Origin of the sequence: Aquibacillus halophilus (assembly GCF_009649745.1) — a bacterium.
Lineage (GTDB): Bacteria > Bacillota > Bacilli > Bacillales > Amphibacillaceae > Aquibacillus > Aquibacillus halophilus.
The window spans coordinates 50,245-76,140 of the sequence record NZ_WJNG01000013.1 but is presented as its reverse complement, the minus strand read 5'-3'; the positions used below and the strand labels follow the sequence as shown (position 1 = coordinate 76,140).

The 25,896-nt window shown below is 37.6% G+C and carries 21 protein-coding genes; 18 read left to right on the top strand and 3 right to left on the bottom strand.

All coding sequences use genetic code 11. The annotated features are described in order from the left end of the window. Positions 1–17 precede the first annotated feature (17 nt). A complete protein-coding gene (locus GH741_RS15250) occupies positions 18–2,114 on the bottom strand; it encodes a transglycosylase domain-containing protein (RefSeq protein ID WP_240795522.1) in 2,097 nt (698 codons plus the stop codon). A 354-nt stretch (positions 2,115–2,468) separates the two neighbouring features. Here GH741_RS15250 and speE point away from each other — a divergent pair, with 354 nt between their 5' ends. The 4 genes from speE to argS all read left to right on the top strand — a co-directional run bounded on the left by speE (position 2,469) and on the right by argS (position 7,072). Beyond that, positions 2,469–3,296, top strand: a complete 828-nt coding sequence (gene speE, locus GH741_RS15245) for a polyamine aminopropyltransferase (protein WP_153737611.1) — start codon at positions 2,469–2,471, stop codon at positions 3,294–3,296. 12 nt (positions 3,297–3,308) lie between these two features. Beyond that, complete coding sequence (gene speB, locus GH741_RS15240) at positions 3,309–4,181, top strand: agmatinase (protein WP_153737610.1); 873 nt, start codon at positions 3,309–3,311, stop codon at positions 4,179–4,181. A 786-nt stretch (positions 4,182–4,967) separates the two neighbouring features. Then, positions 4,968–5,408 carry a YwiB family protein gene (locus GH741_RS15235; RefSeq protein ID WP_153737609.1) on the top strand — a complete coding sequence of 147 codons (441 nt, stop codon included), beginning with the start codon at positions 4,968–4,970 and terminating at the stop codon, positions 5,406–5,408. Then, entirely contained in the window at positions 5,405–7,072 is a 1,668-nt protein-coding gene (argS, locus tag GH741_RS15230) for an arginine--tRNA ligase (RefSeq protein WP_153737608.1), read from the top strand. The genes GH741_RS15235 and argS overlap by 4 nt, the downstream gene beginning before the upstream one ends. A 529-nt stretch (positions 7,073–7,601) precedes the next feature. On the opposite strand, the gene GH741_RS15225 is transcribed toward argS, so the two are convergent. Together GH741_RS15225 and cls are read right to left on the bottom strand one after the other, a co-directional pair. Further along, a complete protein-coding gene (locus tag GH741_RS15225) occupies positions 7,602–7,778 on the bottom strand; it encodes a XapX domain-containing protein (RefSeq protein WP_153737607.1) in 177 nt (58 codons plus the stop codon). A gap of 29 nt (positions 7,779–7,807) precedes the next feature. After that, entirely contained in the window at positions 7,808–9,016 is a 1,209-nt protein-coding gene (gene cls / locus GH741_RS15220) for a cardiolipin synthase (protein ID WP_170287640.1), read from the bottom strand. A gap of 197 nt (positions 9,017–9,213) precedes the next feature. Here cls and GH741_RS15215 point away from each other — a divergent pair, with 197 nt between their 5' ends. From GH741_RS15215 to spoIIR, 14 genes are all read left to right on the top strand, one after another. Continuing rightward, the gene (locus GH741_RS15215) at positions 9,214–11,352 is read left to right on the top strand and encodes a heterodisulfide reductase-related iron-sulfur binding cluster (RefSeq protein WP_153737605.1); all 2,139 of its coding nucleotides are present in this window, start codon (positions 9,214–9,216) and stop codon (positions 11,350–11,352) included. Positions 11,353–11,587: 235 nt separating this feature from the next. After that, positions 11,588–12,181, top strand: a complete 594-nt coding sequence (locus GH741_RS15210) for a P-loop nucleotide/nucleoside kinase family protein (protein WP_153737604.1) — start codon at positions 11,588–11,590, stop codon at positions 12,179–12,181. Between the two features lie 140 nt (positions 12,182–12,321). Continuing rightward, the gene (gene rpoE / locus GH741_RS15205; protein WP_338079493.1) at positions 12,322–12,915 is read left to right on the top strand and encodes a DNA-directed RNA polymerase subunit delta; all 594 of its coding nucleotides are present in this window, start codon (positions 12,322–12,324) and stop codon (positions 12,913–12,915) included. A gap of 269 nt (positions 12,916–13,184) precedes the next feature. Then, entirely contained in the window at positions 13,185–14,807 is a 1,623-nt protein-coding gene (locus tag GH741_RS15200) for a CTP synthase (protein WP_338079492.1), read from the top strand. A 307-nt stretch (positions 14,808–15,114) separates the two neighbouring features. Then, positions 15,115–15,474, top strand: coding sequence for a response regulator (locus GH741_RS15195; protein ID WP_153737603.1), 360 nt, complete (start codon positions 15,115–15,117; stop codon positions 15,472–15,474). A gap of 306 nt (positions 15,475–15,780) precedes the next feature. Further along, positions 15,781–16,641, top strand: a complete 861-nt coding sequence (locus tag GH741_RS15190) for a class II fructose-bisphosphate aldolase (RefSeq protein WP_153737602.1) — start codon at positions 15,781–15,783, stop codon at positions 16,639–16,641. Between the two features lie 374 nt (positions 16,642–17,015). Continuing rightward, on the top strand, positions 17,016–18,302 hold the full coding sequence (locus tag GH741_RS15185; RefSeq protein ID WP_153737601.1) for a UDP-N-acetylglucosamine 1-carboxyvinyltransferase: 1,287 nt from the start codon (positions 17,016–17,018) through the stop codon (positions 18,300–18,302). 627 nt (positions 18,303–18,929) lie between these two features. Beyond that, on the top strand, positions 18,930–20,222 hold the full coding sequence (rho, locus tag GH741_RS15180; protein ID WP_338079491.1) for a transcription termination factor Rho: 1,293 nt from the start codon (positions 18,930–18,932) through the stop codon (positions 20,220–20,222). Positions 20,223–20,431: 209 nt separating this feature from the next. After that, complete coding sequence (locus tag GH741_RS15175; protein ID WP_153737600.1) at positions 20,432–20,677, top strand: type B 50S ribosomal protein L31; 246 nt, start codon at positions 20,432–20,434, stop codon at positions 20,675–20,677. Positions 20,678–21,102: 425 nt separating this feature from the next. Beyond that, positions 21,103–21,729: a thymidine kinase gene (locus tag GH741_RS15170; protein WP_338079489.1), complete on the top strand. Its 627-nt coding sequence runs from the start codon at positions 21,103–21,105 to the stop codon at positions 21,727–21,729. Between the two features lie 304 nt (positions 21,730–22,033). Beyond that, positions 22,034–22,441, top strand: a complete 408-nt coding sequence (locus GH741_RS15165; RefSeq protein WP_153737598.1) for a hypothetical protein — start codon at positions 22,034–22,036, stop codon at positions 22,439–22,441. A 90-nt stretch (positions 22,442–22,531) separates the two neighbouring features. Next, the gene (gene prfA, locus GH741_RS15160) at positions 22,532–23,602 is read left to right on the top strand and encodes a peptide chain release factor 1 (protein WP_338079488.1); all 1,071 of its coding nucleotides are present in this window, start codon (positions 22,532–22,534) and stop codon (positions 23,600–23,602) included. Position 23,603: 1 nt separating this feature from the next. Continuing rightward, positions 23,604–24,479 carry a peptide chain release factor N(5)-glutamine methyltransferase gene (prmC, locus tag GH741_RS15155; RefSeq protein WP_153737597.1) on the top strand — a complete coding sequence of 292 codons (876 nt, stop codon included), beginning with the start codon at positions 23,604–23,606 and terminating at the stop codon, positions 24,477–24,479. Between the two features lie 744 nt (positions 24,480–25,223). Then, positions 25,224–25,844 (top strand): stage II sporulation protein R, encoded by a 621-nt coding sequence (gene spoIIR / locus GH741_RS15150; RefSeq protein WP_153737596.1) that lies wholly within the window; start codon positions 25,224–25,226, stop codon positions 25,842–25,844. Positions 25,845–25,896 lie beyond the last annotated feature (52 nt).

The window sequence follows — 25,896 nt, the reverse complement described above, 5'->3', positions numbered from 1 at the left end:
CTTTGACAGTAATAAAGTTAATCTCCAATAAACGGTAACCAGTCAAAGAAACGTCCTATTCCAGCTTTTTTCTGTTTTTCTGGCTCCTCTTTCTCAACTTCGTCAGTCGATTCATCGTGAAGGTGGATAGTACAGTGCGTCGTAGGCTCTGTACCTTTAACAAAGTACATAAGACGCTGATCATCACAATATGGATTAGCAAGGTCCCCTGTTGCTGGATCAATGTAAGCCCCGACAACACCATCAGGTACATCAAATGTTTTTAGAGGCTTATCCTTGTGAACGCCTTCCATGAATCTTCCCCAAACATTAATAGCATAGCGTTGTTCCTCAGTTTTCTCAATTCGGCGATTATCATCGTAACCAATCCAAACCCCAGTAACGATGTCGGGGCTAAAGCCAACCATCCAGCTATCAGAGTTCGTTGATCCAGATTTCCCAGCATAGGGCCTGCTAAGCTGGTCAGCTATTGTTGCCCCAGTAACTCGAGTATAACCATTAAGTGATTCATCAAACATTCCAGTCATTAGATGTGTCAAAATAAAGGTATGTTTTGGGTCTAATACTAATTCTACTTCTTTTTTAGGGCGCACATATAATACGTTCCCTTTAATGTCCGATATTTTTTCAATTGTATATGGCTCAATTTTTTCGCCTCCATTTGCAAGAAGGCTGTATCCTGAAACCATCTCCTTTACATTCACCACTTCTGTACCAAGTGCTAAGGAAGGGATGGCTGATAGTTTACTTTTGATACCAAATTGACGTGCAGTCTCAACTACACTCTCGGGCTTAATAAACAAGTTCGTCTTCACAGCATAAACATTGTCCGATACTGCAATTGCTTCAGCTAAGGTAATTGGTTCATCAGCATAATACCCGTTATAGTTACTAGGTTGATATACCGTTCCATCAGCAAGCTCAAAGTTGGTTCGCTTACTCATTAATGTTGTTGTAGCCGTATAGCCGTTTTCTAAAGCGGCATAATATAAAAATGGTTTGAAGGAAGAACCAGGCATTCGCTTGGCTTGAACAGCACGGTTGTATTGGCTTTGATTATAATCGATTCCACCGATAACCGATGTAATTGCACCGTTATCAGGATTCATAGCCATTGCACCAACCTGAATTTCTGATTCGGATGAAATAGTATTATTTACTGTTTCCTCTAGATTTCTTTGATTCTTAATATTTAATGTAGTAACTACTTGGTATCCTCCAGACCTTATCTCTTCAGTTGGTTCATTAAGGATTCCAGCCAGTTCCTGTAAAACAATATCTTGAAAATGCGGGGCAACGGAAATTTTCTGGCGCTCCTTCGGTTTTGTTAGCTGTAAATATTCATTAGTAGCCAGAAAATGTTCCTCGTCTGATATAAGATCTTCTTGAACTAAGGATGCTAGAATCTGCTCCTGTCTATTTTTGGCATTCTCATAATGATAGAAAGGTGAATAATAGGATGGTCCTTTTGGAATTGCTGCAAGAAGAGCAGCCTCTGAAATAGTTAAGTCGTTTGCAGATTTGTTAAAATAATAACGACTAGCTGCCTCAATACCATATGCACCGTGTCCATAATAGATTGTATTTAAGTAGCCTTCTAACAGTTCATCTTTATCATAGAATGCTTCAAGGCGTAATGTATAAAATGCTTCCTTGATTTTTCTTGTCCAAGTTTTTTCGTGAGATAAATAAAGGTTGCGGGCATATTGCTGGGTAATTGTACTTGCACCCTGTACCTTTGACATCGTCTTAAAATCCTCTAAAGCAGCACCAAAGATTCGTTTGAAGTCCAGACCAATGTGATCATAGAAACGACGATCCTCAGTTATTAATGTAGCTTGAATCAAATCCGAGTCAATGTCTTCGAGTGAAACCCAATACCTCGATTCAGGTCCATGCTCCTCACCAATTACTTCACCAGATTGGCTAAAGTAAATCGTATTTTGATTATTCGAAAGCGACGGTGGACCCAAACTGTATAGGTATGTAAAAGAGGCAACCGTAAATACGACCATCAAAAAGGTCATACTAACCGCTGCTATTAGTAGCCATCGAAGGCGCTTATCTTTAATGCTCATTAATTGTTCTTTAATCCATTTAATCGATTTAGTCATAGGAAGTCCCCTATTGTTCTTGCCTCGTATTTGAAAGAATTAGGATATGTTAGTACCATTATGGGAACATCAATAAAGAAATAAACCTACAAAGTAATTTATATTTTTAAAAAAGCATTTTTCCAAAGGATGGTTCTTTTTACACGACTTTTTTGAGGTAATCAAAAAACTCCCATCGTAGCACTTTGACCTAGCCGGAAAATACATGTAATTACAATGGCAAAAATGGGTCTGTAAAAATAATGCTTGATTTTTCTAGCCAAATCTCTATACTTTTTCTTGTTTGAGTTAATGGAAATTGGTAAATATAACTACTAATGTGAAATAATTTATTTTGATAAAGGGGTTTTAGAAATGGGCTTGTGGTTTACAGAGAAACAAACAAAGGATTTTGGAATTACTGCAAAAATAAACAAATCACTACACTCTGAACAAACTGATTTTCAACAGTTGGACATGCTTGAAACGGAAGAGTGGGGGAACATGCTTGTTTTAGATGGAATGGTGATGACCACTAAGAAGGATGAATTTGTCTACCATGAAATGGTTGCTCATGTTCCATTATTTACGCATCCAAATCCAAAGCATGTGCTAGTTGTTGGTGGAGGAGACGGAGGAGTAATCCGCGAGGTTCTCAAACACAAATCAGTAGAAAAAGCGACACTTGTTGAAATCGACGGCAAAGTGATTGAATACTCGAAAAAATATTTGCCTGAAATAGCTGGCGAGCTAGACAATCCTAGAGTAGAAGTTAAAGTCGATGATGGATTTATGCATATTGCCAAAAGTGAAAAGGAATACGATGTCATTATGGTTGACTCTACAGAGCCAGTCGGTCCTGCCGTTAATTTATTTTCTAAGGGATTTTATTCAGGGATATCAAAAGCGCTGAAGGACGATGGAATTTTCGTTGCCCAAACTGATAATCCTTGGTTTAAAGCAGATTTGATTCATCAGGTTTACCATGATGTAAAAGAAATCTTCCCAGTAACGAAACTATACACAGCAAACATCCCGACTTATCCAAGTGGCTTATGGACATTCACAATGGGTAGTAAAATACATGATCCATTAAAAGTGAAGCCGGAACGTTTTTTTGATATAAACACAAAGTATTATACACCGGAGCTTCACCAAGCTTCTTTTGCCCTACCAAAGTTTGTTAAAGATTTAACTGAGTGAGGAGTGGAAAATATGCGCTTTGATGAAGCCTATTCAGGAAAAGTTTTTATCATGTCCAGTCCAACTGCAGATAATGCTAAAGCAATAATTTACGGCATGCCAATGGATTGGACAGTTAGTTTCAGGCCCGGATCAAGATTCGGTCCAAATAGAATAAGAGAAGCATCACTAGGACTAGAAGAATATAGCCCATATATGGACAAGCATATGGAAGAGGTGGATTATTTCGATGCCGGAGATATTCCTTTACCTTTTGGAAATCCACAGCGAAGCCTAGATATGATTCAGGATTATGTGACAAAGATACTAGCTCAAGATAAATTTCCTCTAGGACTTGGCGGGGAACACCTAGTAAGCTGGCCTGTCATTCAGGCTGTTTATCAAAAGCATCCTGATATGGCTCTAATACATATTGATGCCCATGCTGATCTGCGGGAGGAATATGAAGGGGAGCCGCTATCACACTCTACCCCTGTACGTAAAACGTGTGAGTTAATTGGTCCTGAAAATGTTTACTCATTTGGTATCCGTTCTGGTTCGCGAGAAGAATTTCAATATGCTAAGCAAAGTGGCATGCACATGTCGATGTATGATGTAGCTGAACCGTTAAGTCAGGTACTACCAAAGCTTAAAGGCAGAAACGTGTATGTAACAATTGACATCGACGTTCTTGATCCAGCCTTTGCTCCTGGAACAGGTACAGCTGAAGCTGGTGGAATTACATCAAAAGAATTGTTAAAAGCAATTGAACTGATTGCTAAGTCAGATGTTAATGTAGTTGGAGCGGATCTGGTTGAAGTAGCACCAATCTATGACCCAACAGAACAAACAGTTATCGCAGCTAGCAAATTTACAAGAGAAATTTTGTTGGGATGGGTTAAGTAAACAGTTTTGATAGGTATCCTATTCTAGATAATTAACTGCACACCGATTGTTGGACACATTCTGACAATTGGAGGTGCAGTTTTTAAAAAGGTTTTTTTCATAAGTTCTGTTGTTTTTTAACTCACAGTTGATGTAAATTGCGACGTAGTGTAGCTTAGTTGATTTGCGCTCCAGGCAGTCGCTTTCCGCCGGCACGGCTTCAGCCTCCTCGTGGGAAAACCGCCACTGCGGGGTCTTCAGACGCGTGCTGTTCCGGCAGGAGTCGACTGCCCTCCGCTCCAATCATCCTATAAGTAAATAGCTGATGTTTAGTTTATTGTAGTTTCAAATTCAATACTAGCTAAAGAATTCAAGGAAACCCCTAAAGAAGTAAAAATTTTCTCGCAATGAAAATTTCTAATTAATCAGTAGTAATGTTTAATGTAATAACCGTTTCTTGGAGTTCATCTCACCTGAATAGAAAGCTAGTTTAAGCTGCGGAAAAATACGACACTCCTATGGGAAAGGAACAGTCTGAAGACCCCACAGTGAGCGTTTTTTGCTCACGAGGAGGCTGAGGCGTTCCCCATGGAAAGGGAGTGTTTTTCCGTAGCGATGAATTACCACTCATCTTATAAAGGATGGTGGGAAACCAACAAACGATACTTCGTAGTCTATAGATTTTGTGTCATAAACAACAATCTTTTAGAAAACAGCCTTTAATAAATAAATAACCCTACCGACTTGAGTTTTTTCGAATTCATTCTTATACTTATCATCAGTATCGCTAACGCAAAGGGTGGAAAAATGGAAGCATATAAGATTCCAGTTAAGATAAAACTGACTACAGAAATAATAGATACAGGTAAAAAGGAAGTAACCGTAGTTGAAGAAGAGGGAAGTTTCTATCAAAAAGGAAACACCTCTGTGCTAACATTCACAGAACATAGTGAAGAGCAGGATGACATCAACGCTTTAATTACCATTCGACAAGAACAAGTCAGTGTCAAGCGTACAGGCGCTGTTGACATGCACCAATTTTTTAGAAAGAAGCGAGTAACAGAAAATGTGTACAAGCACGCGTATGGGTCAATGCATATGGAAACACAGACGGACCAAATTACATATCAGCTATCAGATGACCGGGAAAAAGGAAAGCTGTTTATAAGCTATACCACAAAAATTGATGGTGAAATTGAAAGAAGACATCGATTGACGCTATTGTTTACTAAGGAGGAAAATCAATGAATATCTTGCAACAAACCGAAGAAAAAATAAAGGAAGAAATAGTTCAAGCTGTGATAAATGCAAATTTAGCAAGCCCTGACCAGCTTCCGGTAATTGTTTTACAACAACCAAAGGATAAGGCGCACGGAGATTTTGCGACTAACATTGCCATGCAATTAGCCAAAATAGCAAAGAAGGCTCCAGTGAAAATTGCCGAAGAGATTATTGAACAATTTGACCAAACAAAAGCATCAATCACCAAGATGGAAATAGCAGGACCGGGATTTATTAACTTTTTCATGGATAATCAATACTTAACAAATTTAGTTCCCACAATCCTAAAACAAGGGGAAAACTATGGCGCTTCGAATGCCGGTTCTGGGCAGAAAATCCAAGTAGAGTTTGTTTCTGCAAATCCAACCGGTGATTTACACCTTGGCCATGCACGTGGGGCTGCTGTTGGTGACTCCCTTTGTAATGTTTTAGCAAAGGCCGGCTATGATGTTTCTAGGGAATATTACATTAATGATGCTGGGAATCAGATTGTTAAATTAGCAACATCAATGGAAGCGCGTTACATGCAAGCGTTAGGTAAGGACTGGGACATGCCAGAGGACGGCTATCACGGTAAGGACATTATTGCCCTCGGTCAAGAACTTGTTGAAAAATACAAGGATGAATGGGTAAATAAATCAGAACAAGAGCGTCTTGAATTCTTTCGGGAATATGGTTTGAAATATGAAACTAAGAAATTAGAGACTGATTTAAACCAATTCCGTGTTCCGTTTGATAACTGGTTCTCTGAAACTTCACTATATGACGATGGAAAAATCCAACCTACTTTAGACACACTTAAAGAAAAAGGCTTTATTTACGAAGAGGACGGAGCAACATGGTTCCGTTCGACAGACTTTGGTGATGATAAGGATCGTGTTCTAATCAAGCAGGACGGAAGCTATACGTACCTAACACCAGATATTGCTTATCATAAAAATAAACTAGATCGTGGCTTTGAGACACTGATTAATATTTGGGGTGCTGACCACCATGGTTACATTCCTAGAATGCAAGCAGCTATTCAGGCTCTCGGTTACCAACCAGATACACTCGAGGTTGAAATTATTCAAATGGTTAACCTGTTCCAAGATGGTGAAAAGGTAAAAATGAGTAAACGGACAGGCAAGGCTGTAACACTTAGAGAATTAATGGAAGAGGTAGGGATTGACGCTATGCGTTACTTCTTCAATATGAGATCAAGTGATTCTCATCTCGACTTTGATATGGACCTTGCTCGGTCTAAGTCCAATGAAAATCCAGTCTTTTATGTTCAGTACGCACATGCTCGGATTAGTACGATGATTAGTCAAGCTGAGCAAAAAGGTCTTGCAGGAGATGACTATGATCCATCCTTGTTGACGGCTGAAAAAGAAGAAGAGTTACTGAAAAAGCTTGGAGAGTTTGCCAAGGTAATTGAAGATTCAGCATCTAAACGATTGCCACACCGGATTACTCAATATATTTTCGATCTTGCATCTAGCCTGCATAGCTTTTATAATGCAGAGAAAGTTTTAGACGAAAATGACTTAGAAAGAACAAAAGCACGGATTGCACTAATGAAAGCTGTTAAGATAACAATTGCTAATGGCTTAGCACTAATCGGCGTCAGCGCACCAGAAAGTATGTAACAATAGCATCACCCAAAAAAGACTTCTAGCTACATTCTAGAAGTCTTTTTTGATGGTTTCTTTTGATCTATTCTGGAATGAGGAACCACAATGCGTTAGGTTTTTGGCATTATCAATCTTATTATAGTTGTAATATATGATGATTGAAGTGGGGTGCAGTCGACCTTTTAATTATACAGGTCTATTTACTTGGTTGATTCAGCAAGATAATTTTTGTACTGCAGGATTTTCAACTACTCATGCGGTTTCTCGGCGCCTGAAGGCCGTTGTTATTTATCCTGTTGGAGTAAATTGTACAAGCTTCAATAACCATTATAAGAAATTAGTTGTTGGTTGGTTTAATGTAGTTATCAAACATAACACTATAATAGCTGAGGGAATACACGGAGACTCCTGCGGGAGGGAATGGCCTAGGTGAGACCCCACAGTGCGTAGCACGAGGAGGCTCAACAGCCACCCGCGGAAAGCGAAGTGTATTTCCGAAGCGGTATATTAGTTTCACAGTTTCTTCCGCCCGTATCAAACAGTCCTAAAAAATCCGCTCCATCATTGGTGCAACCCACTGATATAACTTAAAGCCAAAGTAAATACCAACAATCCCAACCACTCCTGCTAATGCTGGTGGCGCTGGGATTGGTAGCTTAAACCAGGCAAATAAAAATCCTACCACTAAACCTGTTACAAGTGCTAATATGACCTCTTTCATACTCCATGAAACCTCCTAAACGTATTTAATTAAAGTAATGGCCTTACAAGTCTGGCTAACATGCCCTCTATTTTAATGGTTATTGGTTGCTGATTTAACCACTGTACTGTAATTTGTTGGCTGCTTTTGACATCCTTAAAATAAGCGGACCGGATTTCCTTAATATCTGTTTCTGAGTCCATGATGACATTTATTTCTTTATTCAAAAAGACACTGCGCATGTCAAAATTGGCTGTCCCAATATCACAAAAGGATTCATCAATGATAATAACCTTGGCGTGATAAAACCCGTTGGTAAACATGTACACTTTGCCACCTGCCTGCATTAATTGCCGATAAAAGGGAAAGCCAGCCGGCTTTACAAGTGGATGGTCCTTTTTGGCTGGAACTAATACATTGACCTCAACACCGCGATGTAGTGCAGCCATTAATGCGTCAAACATCTCTTTACTCGGAATAAAATAAGGTGTGCCAATTAATATTTCCGATTTTGCATCATTAATCCATGAGACGAACTTATCTTCTAGCTGTCCAGCTTCTGACACAACAAGTTTCAAGGTTTTTGTTTGGCGATCCTCTTGTTTACCTGAAGCTTCACCTTTCACATAGTCGACAGAAACCGGATTTCCTTTAATTGCTGCTTCCCAATCATAGTTGAAAACTACTTGAAAATTAGCAACAACTTCTCCGGTAGCCCGAAGGTGATAATCTCTCCATGGTCCAAGCTTTGGATCCTTACCGAGGTACTCTTTCCCAACATTGAATCCACCTGTATAGGCAATTTCATTATCAATTACTGAAATTTTACGATGATTTCTTCGATTCAGCCTATAAAAAAAATAAGGAAAACTTGGTTTGTCACTAAATACCACCTGAACCCCACTTGCTTTGAGTTCACTGATGATTTCTTTTTTTAGTGAATTACTCCCCATTTTATCTAACATTAGACGGACGGTTATTCCCTCTTTGGCTCTCATTATTAACAGCTCGTAAAATTGCTTGCTGATATCATCATTTCTCACAATAAAAAAAGAAATATCCACTTGCTTAGTTGCGTTTTTAATATCCTTAAACAATGAAGTGTAGAATGACTCCCCGGTTGTAATCAAGTCAAAGTTAGCTTCTTGTTTATCAAAATGAAAGATAGGAGGGTGCTTTTGATAGAAACGTTGTCCAAAATAAAAATCAATGAAAAGTAAACCAATGACAACAAGTAAAATAATTAAAGTCAATACCAAAGGAATTCTCCCTTCTTTTCTAGCCTCAATTACAGTTACTTTTCCCAGCTATATTAAATTAATGACTTTAAATTTATAAATAAATATTGACTGAATGTTCATTCATATTTTAAAGTATAAGTAAGACATTTTAAAAATAGGATGAAGTATGAGGAAATTTAAGTGATTTCACAGTAGATTAACTTAGGGGGAGAACAATGGATGGATTATTGTTATTAAACTGGATTTTGTTCATAGGAGTAACAGGTTATGGATTATATTTGTTTGCACGTGTTGTTCAAACTCGAATAGCTTTTATTAAATTAGGCAAGAAATCAGAGTATGATCGGCAAATCAAAAGCCGGATAAAAAAGATAATGGTCAATGTCTTTGGGCAAAAAAAATTATTAAAGGATAAGAAATCAGGCATTATTCACATCATGATGTTTTATGGTTTTATCTTAGTTCAATTTGGTGCAATTGATTTTATTTATAAAGGACTAGCGCCAGGCTCGCATTTACCACTTGGTCCATTTTATGCAGGTTTCACTTTCTTTCAGGAACTTGTTACTTTAATGATTCTAGTTGCAGTTGTCTGGGCTTTCTATCGTCGGTATATTGAAAAGCTCGCTCGTTTAAAGCGCGGATTTAAGGCAGGACTTGTTTTAATATTCATTGGTACCTTAATGTTATCTGTTTTATTAGGGAATGGAATGGAATTACTATGGCACGGGGAACAAGGTGGTTGGTCTGAGCCAATTGCGACCCTTATTGCAAGCGTTTTCTTTTTTGTGCCACCAACAGTGGCAAGTGTTTTGTTTTTCATTTCCTGGTGGATTCATTTATTAGCCCTATTAAGCTTCTTAGTTTATGTACCACAATCAAAGCATGCCCACCTGATTGCAGCACCAATCAATGTCTTTTTTAGTCGCGAAGGACCTCCAGGGAAACTCGAAAAAATAGACTTTGATGTCGATGAAGAGTCAGCAGAAGATATATCTTTTGGTGTAGGGAAAATTGAAGATTTTAAACAACTTCAAATGATCGACTTTTATGCATGTGTCGAATGTGGTCGATGCACGAATGTATGTCCAGCGACTTCATCAGGGAAACTACTATCTCCAATGCATTTAATTGTAAAATTACGGGACCATTTAACAAATACAGGTGCTGTTGTAACAGGTAATTCCCCTTGGGTTCCTGCCTATGCGTTTAACCATACAGAGGGCAATCAATTAGCAAAAATGTCACAAGCTTCACGGGAAGGCAACCAGGAAGTTGCTGCTAGTATCGATACCCATCAAAATACCAGTCTAATTGGTGATGTGATTACCGAGGAAGAAATCTGGGCTTGCACGACTTGTCGAAATTGTGAAGATGCTTGTCCGGTAATGAATGAGCATGTCGACAAAATAATTGATTTACGTAGATATCTTGTTCTTACAGAAGGGAAAATTGACCCGGATGCACAGCGTGCGATGATGAATATCGAACGTCAAGGAAACCCGTGGGGATTATCGAAAAGAGAGAAAGAAAATTGGCGCGAGCAAGATCCTTCTGTTACTATTCCAACAGTTAAAGAGTTGAAAAAAGAAGGGGAAACATTTGAGTACTTATTCTGGGTAAGCTCAATGGGTGCCTATGACAATCGAAGTCAAAAGATAGCAATGGCATTTGCAAAACTAATGAACCAAGCGGGAGTCAAGTTTGCGATATTAGGAAACAAAGAATCGAACTCCGGCGATACCGCCCGCAGAATTGGAAATGAGTTTTTATTTCAAGAGCTTGCGGAAAAAAACATCAAAGAATTTCAAAAGAATGACATTAAAAAGATCGTCACCATCGATCCTCATGCATACAACATTTTTAAGAATGAATATCCAGACTTTGGATTGGAAGGTGTTGAGGTATTACACCATACCCAACTATTATACGACCTAGTCAAATCCGGAAAGATTAAACCAGTAAATGAAATCAATGAAAAGCTTACCTATCATGACTCTTGTTATTTAGGACGGTACAATGGAGTCTATGATCCGCCAAGAGAAATTTTAAAAAGCATTCCTGGCATTGAGTTAGTAGAAATGGATCGAAACAAAGAGAACGGTATGTGCTGTGGTGCTGGTGGTGGATTAATGTGGATGGAAGAGGATACAGGGACACGGATGAATGTAGAAAGAACCGAACAGGCATTACGGGTACAGCCAACCATGATTTCTAGTGCATGCCCATTCTGTTTAACAATGCTTAGTGACGGTACCAAGGCAAAAGACGTCGACCAAGATATCGGTACGATGGATGTAGCTGAAATACTAGCATTATCTGCTTGTGGTGATATCAAAGAAAAAACTGCATAGCATATTCTAGAGAAGGAGTTACAGTAATATGTGGCTCCTTCTCTACTTATTTGGTAGTATATGGTTTAAGATATTAACTGAGTCAATTTCATAATTACCTTAACTAGCCAGTTTCATCCACATGTAGTTTGGGACGTTTTAACCCAACTATATGTGGGGAAACTGGCAAAATATCAGTATTATGAAATTGATTAAACTATATTAATTAATCAAACTAATAACAGAGGTGGATTCAATGCAAAAACTAGTGTTTTTTGTAGGTGTAGCAGGTACTGGGAAGACAACTGTAGCGAGAGAAATTGCGGTAAAGAAACCGTGTGTATTTATTGATCGTGATACAGTCGGTGGTCGGTTCGTCGAAAAATTCCTTGAAATGAATGGAATGGACAAAAACGATCGTGACTCTAGTTTTTATAAAGAGCACATGAGAGATCTGGAATATGATACGGCAAAAGATATTTGTATTGAAAATTTAGCTGTTGGACAAGATGTATTTATGATTTCTCCATTTACATCCGAGTTAAAAAACAAAGAATGGATTAAAGAAGTTATTCGCGCAAGTGGTAAAACTGAAAAAGATATTGATGTTAAAGTTGTTGTTGTAACACTGAGCGACATTGACACACAAAGAGAACGGATTGAAGATAGAGGAACAGTAAGGGATACATGGAAGCTGGAAAATTGGAATGACTATGAAACAAGAGTTGATTTTGTTCCAACAGTGAATTGGGAGATTCCCGAATCCAATATCCTCATCTTTGATAATTCAGGTGAACTAACTTCTGACAAGGTTGAAAAGGTACTTAATTTTATTAGTAACCCTCACTGATTTTCTAGGTATCAGCCTAACATTGCTTTTTGATTTTTATAACAATATAATGTATGGTAGGTTTTGCAAATATGCAACATGTACATACATTACTATAATTAAGAGATAAAATAACTTTTACATAAAAGGGGTGCTTGACCGTGGGCTTAAAAGATTATACTAAAGATGAACTTGAATTCTTGTCGATGATTGAATTAGCTAACACTATGCTTATTGAGGAAAATAAGGCAATTGATTTCAGAGAAATGTACGATAAAATCTCTAAGATGAAAGGATTTAAGCAAAATCAGAGAGATGAGCTGCTTGCTCAATTTTATACAGATTTAAATATTGATGGACGTTTTATGACGACTGGTTCAGGTTTATGGGGATTGAAGCGCTGGTATCCTGTTGAACAAATGGACGAAGACGTAACAGCACCTCCGAAGAAGAAAAAGAAAAAAGCAGCTACCAAGCGTAAAAAGAAAAAAGCAGTTATTGAAGATGTAATTGATGAAGACTTAGATTTAGACGAAGAAGAGTTGGATTTTGATGACACAGACTTAGATGATGATTTCGATGACACAGACGATGACGATGATGATGATTTTGATGACTCTACTGCTGATGACGACGATGATTTTGATGACTCTGATGACACAGACGATGACGACACTGATGATGAAGATTTTTCTGATGACGACGATGACGATGACGATGATGACGACGATGACAGTGACAAAAAAAATAAATAACGCGCTTGACTTTCAGTTGCCAAATAAGTAGAATTCTATTTGGGCTCTACAAAACTTTTTTAAATAAGCGTTCCCCTGTTAAATGGGGAGCGCTTTTATTTTTTTGTCTAGGTAATAATCATCTAGCTGGCCCTATTATACTTAGGTTTAATTAGACAGAACAAGGACCGTTCACAGCTAAAGTTTCTAATTAAATATCGAAGCTGTGATTAAAGTGTTTCATCAATCAGATACTATAATATATTAACCATAAGAAAGAGGGATAAAGGGTGACAAAATACATTTTTGTAACTGGCGGAGTTGTTTCGTCAATCGGGAAAGGGATTACAGCAGCATCATTGGGACGTTTACTTAAAAATAGGGGATTAAAAGTATCGATTCAGAAATTTGATCCATATATCAATGTGGACCCTGGTACGATGAGTCCATACCAACATGGTGAGGTATTTGTTACCGAGGATGGAGCAGAAACTGACCTTGATCTAGGCCACTATGAGCGTTTTATCGATATTAACCTGAACAAGTACAGTAATATCACTACAGGCAAGATTTACTCCACTGTAATCAAAAAAGAACGTCGTGGAGATTACTTAGGTGGAACGGTTCAAGTTATTCCACATATTACGAATGAAATTAAAGATAAAGTTTTTCAAGCTGGGAAACAAACAAATGCCGACGTAGTCATAACAGAGATAGGTGGAACGGTTGGAGATATTGAATCTCTTCCATTTTTAGAAGCAATCCGTCAAATAAAGAGCGACATCGGCAGAGATAATGTCATGTATATTCACTGTACCTTAGTTCCGTATATAAAAGCTGCTGGTGAAATGAAAACTAAACCAACTCAGCACAGTGTTAAAGAGCTAAGATCATTAGGTATTCAGCCTGATGTTATTGTCTTGCGTACAGAAATGGAAATTAGCCAAGAAATGAAGGAAAAGATTGCACTGTTTTGTGACATTGATGAAAAATCAGTTATTGAAGCAGGAGATGCGGATACCCTTTATCAGATTCCGCTATCACTTCAAGAACAAAACTTGGATCAGATCACATGTGATCACTTTGGTTTAGACTGTCAACCGGCTGATATGACGGAGTGGAACAAATTAGCAGAACGTGTAAGAAACCTTTCTAAGAAAGTTACAATCGGTCTAGTTGGAAAGTATGTTGAGCTTCCTGATGCATACCTTTCAGTTGTAGAAGCATTAAAACACGCTGGTTATTCATATGATGCCGATATCAATATCCGTTGGATCAATGCAGAGGAAGTAACAGAAGAAAATGTTGTTTCATCCCTGCAAGACGTTGATGGTATTCTTATTCCTGGTGGCTTTGGCGATCGAGGTATTGAGGGTAAAATTAAAGCAATTCGTTATGCGAGAGAAGAAAAAGTACCGTTACTTGGAATATGTTTAGGAATGCAGTTAGCAACAGTTGAATTTGCTCGCAATGTTTTAGGATTAAAGGGTGCGCACTCAGCAGAAATTGACCCAGCTACTCCATATCCTATTATTGATCTTCTCCCCGAGCAAAAGGATGTTTCGGATTTAGGTGGTACGTTAAGACTTGGAGTGTATCCTTGTCGATTGAAAAATGGAACAAAAACAAAAGCAGTGTACAATAATGAAGACGTAATTTATGAGCGTCACCGTCACAGATTTGAATTTAATAACCAATTCCGTGAGCAAATGGAAGAAAAAGGTTTTGTTTTTTCTGGGACTAGCCCTGATGGAAGACTAATTGAGACAATCGAATTAGAGGATCATCCTTGGTTTGTAGCATCTCAGTTTCATCCGGAGTTTAAGTCTCGCCCAACAAGGCCTCAACCATTATTCTATGGTTTCATTGGTGCTGCCGTTGCAAACTATGCTAAGATAGAAGTAGAAGATTAAGAAAGAACACACAAAAACTCATGTCACAATCCGTGTCATGAGTTTCTTTGTATAATTTAAGCTTGTAATTTTTATGTAAAGACAAGTAGTAATACAGTTGTAATATAGCTGGGTTTAGTTTTTAATAAAAAAGAAAGGAATTTATCAATTTTTCTAGAATTTAAACTATAACTTTATTAAATTATGGTGTTTATAGGTTTTCAAGTAAATTTTATCGCAACTTATATTGGAGGGTTGTCAACAGGTGGTTTCTGATATACATACATAGACATAGATAAGTTCGAATTGAGTTAGGAGGACAAGCTAAATGGGGAAAACAGTAATGATTGTCGACGACCAGTTAGGAATTCGGTTACTGCTAGAAGAGATAGTTAAAGGTGAAGGCTATCAGGTTGTTACTGCGGAAAATGGTAAAGAAGCTTTGGATAAGATAGAGAAATCTAAACCTGATTTACTTATTATAGATTTTAAATTGCCCATTATGGATGGATTTGCAGTTTTAAATCATTTAGATCAGCTAGGTGAAAAAATACCAGCCATCATCATGAGCGGATTGGCGGAAGAAGCTGCTGCAAAAGTGAAAGACCTGCCAATGGTCAAAGAGGTCTTTGCAAAACCTTTTGATGTAGAAGACGCTCGAAAGCATATTAATCGTCTTTTGAATTAATATTTCATAATTTATACATAATTTCTTCAAAAAAATATATTTAAAATACTAGATTAAGTAAGATGGTTGCAAAACCTTGATAAATACATAGCTTGTTTAGAATTTGATTTGTATGAAACTTTTAATAAAACATATAACTATAAAAGAGAATATTAGTTTTTTTCAGAAGAAAACGCTTACTGTTTCTTGTTGTGTTGCACCTTTGGTTTAGACTTGGTATTCTAATACTATACCCAATCAAAACAAGAAGCATTGACTGGCTATAATAATCTATTTTTGTTACATATAATTTAAGGAGGAAATATAATGCCACTAGTATCAATGAAAGAAATGCTAGAAACTGCAAAAGCAAACAGTTATGCTGTAGGCCAATTTAACCTTAACAACTTAGAATATGTTCAAGCTATATTACAGGCTGCTGAAGAAGAAAAATCACCAGTTATTCTTGGGGTTTCAGAAGGCGCTGGAAAATATATGGGTGGATACAACGTAGTCGTTGCTATGGTTAAATCTCTTATGGAGTCTTATGGTACAACAGTTCCAGTTGCAATCCACTTAGATCATGGTTCAAGCTTTGAAGCATGTGCGAAAGCAATTCACGCTGGTTTCACATCAGTTATGATTGATGCTTCCCACGGCCCATTCGAAGATAATGTTGCAACCACTTCTAAAGTTGTGGAACTAGCTCATATTCATGGTGTCTCGGTTGAAGCTGAATTAGGTGTTGTTGGCGGACAAGAAGATGACGTTATCGCTGATGGTGTAATCTATGCTGATCCAAAGGAATGTCAAGAGCTTGTAGAACGTACTGGTATTGACTGTCTTGCTCCAGCACTTGGATCTGTTCACGGACCGTATAAAGGTGAACCGAACCTTGGCTTTAAGGAAATGGAAGAAATTGGTTCTGCTGCTAGCGTTCCACTTGTATTACACGGTGGTACTGGTATTCCAACAAAAGACATTAAACGTGCGATTTCTTATGGCACATCAAAAATTAATGTAAACACTGAAAACCAAATTCAACAAGCAAAAGTAGTGCGTGAAGTATTGGCTGCACAACCAGACCAAATTGACCCACGTAAATACTTGGGACCAAGTCGTGACGCGATTAAAGCAACAGTAATTGGAAAAATGCGCGAGTTTGGTTCATCAAATCAAGCACAATAATAAATGTAGATAAAACAGACTACCTTGGATGGTAGTCTTTTTTATGTTAAAATGGGATAAATTTAAGGGAAATGAAGTAACCCCTTAAAGAATGATATAATAAAATAGTATTATCAGCTCATTTAGCGCAATCTCTAATAGCTAATTCCCTAAATTTGGTTTATGGTGGACATAAACCGTGTGATTTAATCGAAGTATATGTATTAGCAAGTTATAAAAAAGTTGTATTGAATTGGTAAATTTGTGCAAACTAAGGTTGTTAATTTAAAATTTATTTTTTTTGGTAAGTTTAAAAGTCGGATTAGATTAGATTATCACTGATAATTCTATCCATTCCGTATTTTACTACAACCTCTAAAAGTGAGGAGTTTCCTATGCAAAAAATACTCGTTGAAGGAGGCTATCCTTTAAATGGTAAAGTAAGAGTTAGTGGAGCTAAAAATAGTGCAGTAGCACTTTTACCAGCCGCTATACTAGCTGACTCTAAGGTTATGATTGAGGGATTGCCACAAATATCAGATGTTGACACATTAAGTGATTTGCTTGAAGAAATTGGAGGTACTGTTTCATGGAAAGGCCAAACACTCCATATTGATCCAAGTCAAATGACTTCAATGCCATTACCAAATGGCAAAGTAAAGAAACTTCGTGCTTCCTATTATTTTATGGGTGCAATGTTAGGTAGATTTAAACAAGCAGTTATCGGATTGCCTGGAGGATGTCATCTAGGGCCAAGACCAATTGATCAACACATTAAGGGTTTTGAAGCACTGGGTGCCAAAGTAACAAATGAACAGGGAGCCATCTATTTACGTGCTGACGAATTAAGAGGTGCACGAATATACTTAGATGTCGTTAGTGTCGGCGCAACAATAAATATTATGCTGGCAGCTGTAAAAGCAAAAGGCAAAACAATTATAGAAAACGCAGCAAGAGAACCAGAGATTATCGATGTAGCCACATTACTAACAAGTATGGGTGCTAAAATTAAAGGTGCTGGAACTGATGTAATTCGGATTGAAGGTGTTGACACACTGACAGGCTGCATGCATACGATTATTCCTGATCGAATTGAAGCGGGTACTTATACAATCTTAGCTGCTGCGCAAGGTGAAAAGGTCCTAATTGACAATGTTATCCCTCAACACCTTGAGCCTTTATTGGCGAAACTTCGAGAAATGGGGGTTTCAATTGAGGAAGGCGATGAACAACTGCTAATCCAACCAGCCAAACGACTGAAGAGCGTAGACATAAAAACGCTTGTACACCCAGGATTTCCAACCGATTTACAGCAACCATTTACATCCTTATTAACACGTGCACATGGAACGGGTATTGTTACAGATACGATTTATCAGGCAAGATTTAAACATATTGATGAATTGAGAAGAATGAATGCCCAGATTAAGGTTGAGGGTGGTTCAGCTATCGTCTCGGGTCCTGTTCAGTTAGAAGGGGCAAAAGTCAAAGCAAGTGATCTTCGAGCAGGTGCAGCCCTAATTGTAGCAGGATTAATGGCAGATGGTGTGACGGAAATAACTGGTCTAGAACACATTGATCGTGGTTATGAACAAATCACTGAGAAGCTATCCAATTTGGGTGCAAAGATTTGGCGTGAAGAAATGTCAGAAGAAGAAATAGAACAGTTCCAAAATTCATAAAAATCAGGTTTGCATAAAATGGACATGCAGGAAACAAAGGAACTAAAAAATAGGAAGCTAGATATTCTAGCTTCCTTTACTACTTTCCTAAATCTCACTTTTTCCTCATTTTTTATAAGAAAAAACTGTCTTTTTAACTAAAAACACTATTTAAATTTAAAAAATCAAGTCACAAACGTGAATATAAGTGTAAAATAGAGTTGAATATTATGACTTTAAAAGGTACTATATAAAAAGGTTTAATAAAAGTAGATTTTGGCTATCCTATCTATGTAAAGTTACAAACTTCTATTCTAGCTTAATGGCTTTTCACTTTTTCTTCTTGGAAAAGCGCAGTTTTAAAAGTAAAATACTCCACTGAAATTCTTCATGAAAGTATTAGCAGCGAAACCATTTTCCGAAAAGACTTCATTTTTCAATTCAACTTATCCAACCCAATTAGTAATGTGGTAGACAGAAGAAGGTAAGTATAAGCTATTTATCAATGATATAGAGGTATCAGATAAAAATGTGTCCTTACATAATATAATAGAATACTCTACTTTTTTGTTTTAACTAAAAAGATTAATTTGTCTTGTCATTTGAAAAAGGTACTAAAATATAAAAATTAATAGGTGTGGTGATTTTGTGGCTGAAGCAACAGTAACGATAGCTCAATTAGAGGCGATGACATTAAAGGATCTCTATGCAAAAGCTAAAGAATTTAAAGTTTCTTATTATTCTAAATTAACAAAAAGAGAATTAATTTTTGCCATTTTGAAGGCTCAGGCTGAAAAAAGTGGTTTCTTATTCATGGATGGTATTTTGGAAATTATTCCATCAGAAGGTTTTGGTTTCTTAAGACCGATTAATTACTCGCCAAGTGCAGAGGATATTTATATTTCCGCTTCACAGATACGTCGATTTGATCTGCGGAATGGTGACTCAGTATCTGGAAAGGTACGACCACCGAAGGAAAATGAGAGGTATTACGGCTTACTGCATGTAGATGCTGTTAATGGTGAGAACCCCGAAATAGCTAAAGAAAGAGTTCATTTTCCAGCTTTAACTCCTCTTTATCCGGATCGATTAATGCGACTGGAATTAGAATCGAAAAAAATCTCCACACGAATTATTGATATGGTTACACCAGTAGGATACGGCCAACGTGGATTAATCGTAGCTCCACCGAAAGCCGGTAAAACAATGCTATTAAAGCAAATTGCTAACAGCATTTCAGAAAACCATCCAGATGCAAAATTAATCATTTTATTAGTGGACGAGCGACCGGAAGAGGTTACAGACATCGAGCGGTCTGTTCACCCAGATGTAGACGTTGTTAGCTCAACCTTTGATGAAGTACCAGAAAACCATATTAAGGTTTCTGAATTAGTACTAGAACGTGCGATGCGTTTAGTTGAACACAAGAAAGACGTTATTATTTTGATGGATAGTATCACAAGACTGGCAAGAGCGTACAACCTGGTTATTCCACCAAGTGGAAGAACGCTATCTGGTGGTATTGATCCCGCAGCGTTCCACCGTCCTAAACGTTTCTTCGGTGCTGCAAGAAATATCGAAGAAGGTGGAAGCTTCACAATCCTGGCTACCGCTCTAGTAGATACAGGTTCACGTATGGATGAAGTTATTTATGAAGAATTTAAAGGGACAGGAAACATGGAGTTGCACTTAGATAGAAATCTTGCCAACCGTCGGATTTTCCCTGCCATTGATATTGTAAAATCAAGTACAAGGAAAGAAGAACTACTTCTTTCTAAAGACAAGCTTGATAAGATGTGGATGATCAGGAAAACAATGCAGGATTCACCAGACTTTCTTGAACGTTTCTTAAAACGTCTAAGGGCTTCGGAAAATAATGAAGAGTTCTACCAAAATATGGATGACGAAATGAAGCGAAAAGGTATGAATCGTAGAACGTAGCGAAATGTGGGCGGCTTATCTAAGTGGAATAGCGCCAAAATAATAAACAAGTTGTTGCAATGCAATATTTACACTGTTATAATCTTTCTGTGTGAGTTTTATACTGTTCGAAGGTGTACCCTTCAAATGGTAATGCTACTAAGCTTTAGCTTTGTAGCTCTACAATAACTCTGTTTCCAAGGGATTCAGGGCAAAAGGAGTGGAAAGACATGAAAAAAGAAATTCATCCGAGTTACAGAAAAGTAGTATTCCTTGATACAAGTTCTGATTACAAGTTTCTTACTGGATCAACTAAGTCTTCTGATGAGACTATTGAGTGGGAAGATGGTAACACATACCCATTAATCCGTGTAGAGATTAGTTCAGAATCTCACCCTTTCTACACAGGTAAGCAAAAAGCTGACAAAGCTGGCGGCCGTGTGGATCGTTTCAAGAAAAAATACAACCTTGGCTAAGTTTAAAGCTAGTTCCACATTTTGCGTGGATCCGACTTGGTTCGGGAGTGCGACTAGATGGAATAAAATCAGATTGGCCTCGGTCAGTCTGAGGAGAAACAGGCAAATTGTCTAACTTTTGCCTGTTTTTTTACTTTCTTAAATAAAAATAAAATATAGCTTAACATTGGCTTCCCTTTAACCTTTAGTAAATTAGTTTCAGGGAATTTTCAAAATAAGCCTGATATTTATAGAGAAAAATGGTAGAATTTTATCAGATAATGACGAAGCTATTAGGTGTATAATAGTTAAAATAAAGCAATTAATGGACAAGCGAATCAGGTTGTTATCCGTCTTTTATTTTCTCTTGAATAAGAGACAAGCATTTATAACATGATGATATGACTTTGCAGTTTTGTCTAACTTACGAAGGGAGAGGCCCGCTCGTGTATGTAATGAAACAAAGTGGATGGGTAGAACTTATTTGTGGCAGCATGTTTTCAGGTAAATCCGAGGAGCTTATCAGGCGTGTCCGTCGTGCTACATATGGTAATTTATCAGTGAGAGTTTTTAAACCTGCAATTGACAGTAGGTATTCAGAGGAGTCTGTTGTTTCACACAATGGTACATCAATCCTGGCTAGACCAGTTGATTCTTCAGAGGACATTCTAAATTTTATGGATGATGATGTTGATGTAGTAGGTATTGACGAAGTTCAATTTTTCGATGAAAAAATAGTTGATATAGTTGATGAATTAGCAAACAATGGTTATCGTGTAATTGTTGCCGGATTAGACACTGACTTTCGTGGAGTACCATTTGGCCCTATGCCTAATTTGATGGCATTGAGTGAAAATGTAACGAAATTAAGTGCCATTTGTCCCGTTTGTGGTTCGCCAGCTAGTAGAACACAACGTTTAATTGACGGAGAGCCGGCTTCATATGATGACCCAATTATTTTGGTTGGTGCCTCAGAAGCTTATGAACCTAGATGTCGTCACCACCATCAGGTTCCAAATAAACCTAAGCTAACATTTAATCTAACTGCTTCAAATATAGCAAATTATAAATAGTACCCTAAACGAGCTCGGTGTTAATTAACATCAAGCTCGTTTTTTACTTTTGTGATTCGGCTGATTCACCCCGAGTTTTCGTTGATTCGCCCCATTGTTGCCCGCATTCGCCCGATAACTTGTGGTATTCACCCCAATACTCTATTAATTCACCTCAAAATCATAACTATTCGCCCAAAACAGGTTTTTGAGTTAATCAAGCTCGTGTTGATGAAAAATAAAAAAAGTTCGCTTAAACCTCTTTAATATTCGACTTGCTGGTAATACTAATTGTAAGTGTGACTATGCGAGGAGGATTTACCGGATGAGATATCCTACTATTATGTTTCTTACTTTTCTATTACTTTTTACTACATCGTGTCAACAGGATCATTCTGAAGTGATTCGTGATCCAGAAGCACCTTTTGGTCCTGAAGGTTTTGAAACAACCGATGAAGGATTTACACAAATTAATCAGCCCGGTCCTAGAACATTTAATCGAACTGGAGAAAATTTAGATATAATCAAGGATAAGCAAATGATTAAAGATGCTGCGGAAAGAATGCCTGATGTTAATGTCCGTAGAGTAACGATTAATCAAAGAGATGCTTATGTAACAGTTGAATTAAATCAGCCGATGACTGATATGGAAATGGAAGATTGGCGAACAAATATAACATCAGCTATCCAAGCTGTGGTTCAATATTATAACATTCATGTCACCATAGAATAACTTAATCTATGGAGCATTTCGTAAATGCCTTTTGACGGGGGTTTTCTCCTGTACTATAATTAGACTGTTAAGGAGAAAGAGGTGGAAGTCGTGTTAGACAGATTAGAATCATTAGAAGCTCGTTATGATAAATTAAATGAATTATTAAGCGACCCAGAAGTGATAAGTGATAACAATAAATTGAGAGAATACTCTAAGGAACAATCTGATTTAGTAGATATAGTGGATGCGTATCGGGAATATAGAGATGTTTCTTCTCAGTTAAACGATGCAAAAGTAATGCTTGAAGATGATTTGGACAAAGAAATGTATGACATGGTTAAATCAGAAATTAGCGAATTAAATGAGCATAAAGAAGAATTAGAAGAGAAATTAAGAATATTACTCTTACCTAAAGATCCAAATGATGATAAAAACGTTATTATGGAAATTAGAGGTGCTGCCGGCGGTGACGAGGCGGCATTGTTTGCGGGTGACTTATACCGTATGTATTCTAAATATGCGGAGACACAGGGCTGGAAACTTGATGTAATGGATACTAACTCTACTGGTGTTGGTGGTTACAAAGAAATTATTTTTATGATTAATGGTAAAGGTGCCTATTCTAGCTTTAAGTATGAGAATGGTGCGCACCGTGTTCAACGTGTTCCGGAAACGGAATCAGGCGGTAGAATCCATACGTCAACGGCAACTGTTGTTGTAATGCCTGAAGCCGAGGAAGTAGAAATTGACGTTCACGAAAACGATATCAGAGTGGATACGTTCACTTCTAGTGGACCAGGTGGTCAAAGTGTTAATACAACAATGTCAGCAGTCAGATTGACTCACATGCCTACTGGAATTGTCGTTTCTATGCAGGATGAAAAGTCTCAAATTAAAAATAAAGAAAAAGCGATGAAAATTTTGCGTGCTCGTATTTATGATAAGTTCCAGCAGGAAGCACAGGCAGAATATGATCAAACCAGAAAGTCTGCAGTTGGTACTGGCGATCGTTCAGAACGTATCCGCACCTATAATTTCCCGCAAAACCGTGTAACCGATCATCGAATTGGTCTTACCATTCAAAAACTAGATCAAATTTTAGAAGGTAAAATGGGCGAGATTATTGATGCTCTTATTGTTGAAGAGCAGGCTAATAAGATGGAACAATTAGGTGAATAATATGACAGAAAAACAGATGTATGTTCATGAAGCCCTCCGCTGGGCTTCTCTTTTTTTAGAAAAACAAAATCGAGAAACACGCATAGCTGAAATGATTTTGATGCATCACCTAGGTATTAATAAGTCTCAGCTGCTTGCTTCTTTAAGGGATCAGGTCCCAGTGGATAGATTGCAAGCATTTCAAAAAGACATTCACACCCATGCAGAAACAGGTGTACCTGTTCAGCACTTAATTGGCAGTGAAACTTTTTATGGGAGGGAGTTTCTTGTAAATCAAGATGTACTTATTCCAAGACCTGAGACAGAAGAATTGTTGGTAGGTGTGCTTGACTTCATTAAGAAAAACAATTTTTCAGAACCCACTCAACTTGTCGATATCGGTACAGGTAGCGGTATTATTGCTATTACTCTTAAACTAGAACAACCAAATGTGCAAATATGGGCAAGTGACTTATCCACAAAAGCATTAACTGTTGCTAAAAAGAATGCTGAAAGACTAAATGCAAAAGTAAATTTTGAACAGGGTGACTTTCTACAACCTTTTATTGAATCAGGTGCTAGTTTTGACGTAATTGTATCAAACCCACCATATATCCCCTTTCACGACAGGGACTCGTTAAGTGATACAGTCAAAAACTATGATCCAGAACTAGCGCTTTTTGCTGAGCAGGATGGATTAGCTGCCTATATGAAAATTATTGAACAAGCGAAATATGTTATGAAAAAACAGGCACTTATTGCATTCGAGATAGGTTATCAACAGGGAACACAAGTAGCTAACATAATTGAACACCACTTTCCGCAAAGCAAAACCGAAATACGAAAAGATATCAACGGAAGAGACCGCATGGTGTTTGCCGAAATAACAAATAAGTAAATCAGCTTGTGGATATGTTTACTTAACAACAGATAAACGCTATGTTAACAAAAATATGTGGATAACCGACTAATTTTCAGGCTACTTACGCTTCGGCAAAAAACTTCGCTTTCCGTGGGCACGGCCTTAGCCTCCTCGTAGAAAACCACTACTGCGGGGTCTTCGGACTCGTGCTGTTCCCACAGGAGTCTACGTTTTTTGCCTACGCAGTTAATAGTGTTCTGATTATCGAAGGGAAAAATTTAAAAATCTATGTCTCAAGGACTTAACCCCTTAACAGAAAGCGACTCTTAGCTGTGGAACTACACTACGATACTTTTGCTATATCCAGTATTCATTTACTATGTTCCAATATGATGGTGATTGAAGCGTAGGAAGAATGCATTACATTCCTCGAAAATAAAATACAAGTTTCTTCGTGAGATTCTGATTAAGGAAATTAATTCAAGTTCTGTAGGATCTTCAACGTTACTGGTTTTATATAGTAATCTAACAACGAGCTATACCAACGGAGGAAATACACGGAGACTCCTGCGGGATAAAAAGGCATAGTTGAGACCCCACAGTGCGTAGCACGAGGAGGCTCAACAGCCGCCCGCGGAAAGCGTAGTGTATTTCCGAAGTGATGTAAGTTACGTCACATTTTATAGATTTTTATTATTTTAAAAGAAATACTAGTTTATAAGTTTAAAAGATTTCCAGCCTGTCCATACTGTGGTTAACAAGATAAAAGGGGCGGAAATCATGAAAAATTATTTATTGGTATTCATAGTCATTTTATTTTCATTCAACACACTTCCCGTACAAGGCTCAAACCAAGGTCCGACCGAGCAAATATCAAACTATCAGGTAATCCCAGATGAAGCAATTCGCCTTAGAATTCTAGCGAATAGTGACCAAGAGGACGATCAAGAGTTAAAACGAATAATTCGTGATCAAGTAAATAAGGAAATTACCACATGGGTAGAGGACATAGATAATATAACCGAAGCAAGACAAGTGATTCAACAAAGAATAGGTGAGATAGATTCAATCGTGGCAAGGACGTTAGCTGAACAAGGAATCGATCAATCCTTTCAAGTAGAGTACGGCAAAGATGTTAAATTTCCTACAAAGATATATGGCTCTTATGTCTATCCATCCGGTTCCTATGAAGCAATTTTAATCAGTCTCGGTGAAGCAAAAGGTGCGAATTGGTGGTGTGTATTATTTCCGCCATTATGTTTCTTAGATTTCTCGAACGGAACTAGTGTTGCAGAGGAAGAAGACGGCGAGAATGACACAGAAGAAGTAAAGCAAGCGGAAAATGACGAAGAAGATAAAGAAATTAAGGTAAAATTCTTTTTTATGAAATGGTTTATATAAATCTAGCATATCCCTCTCTATCTTACATATGATAGATAATAGGTAAGACGGA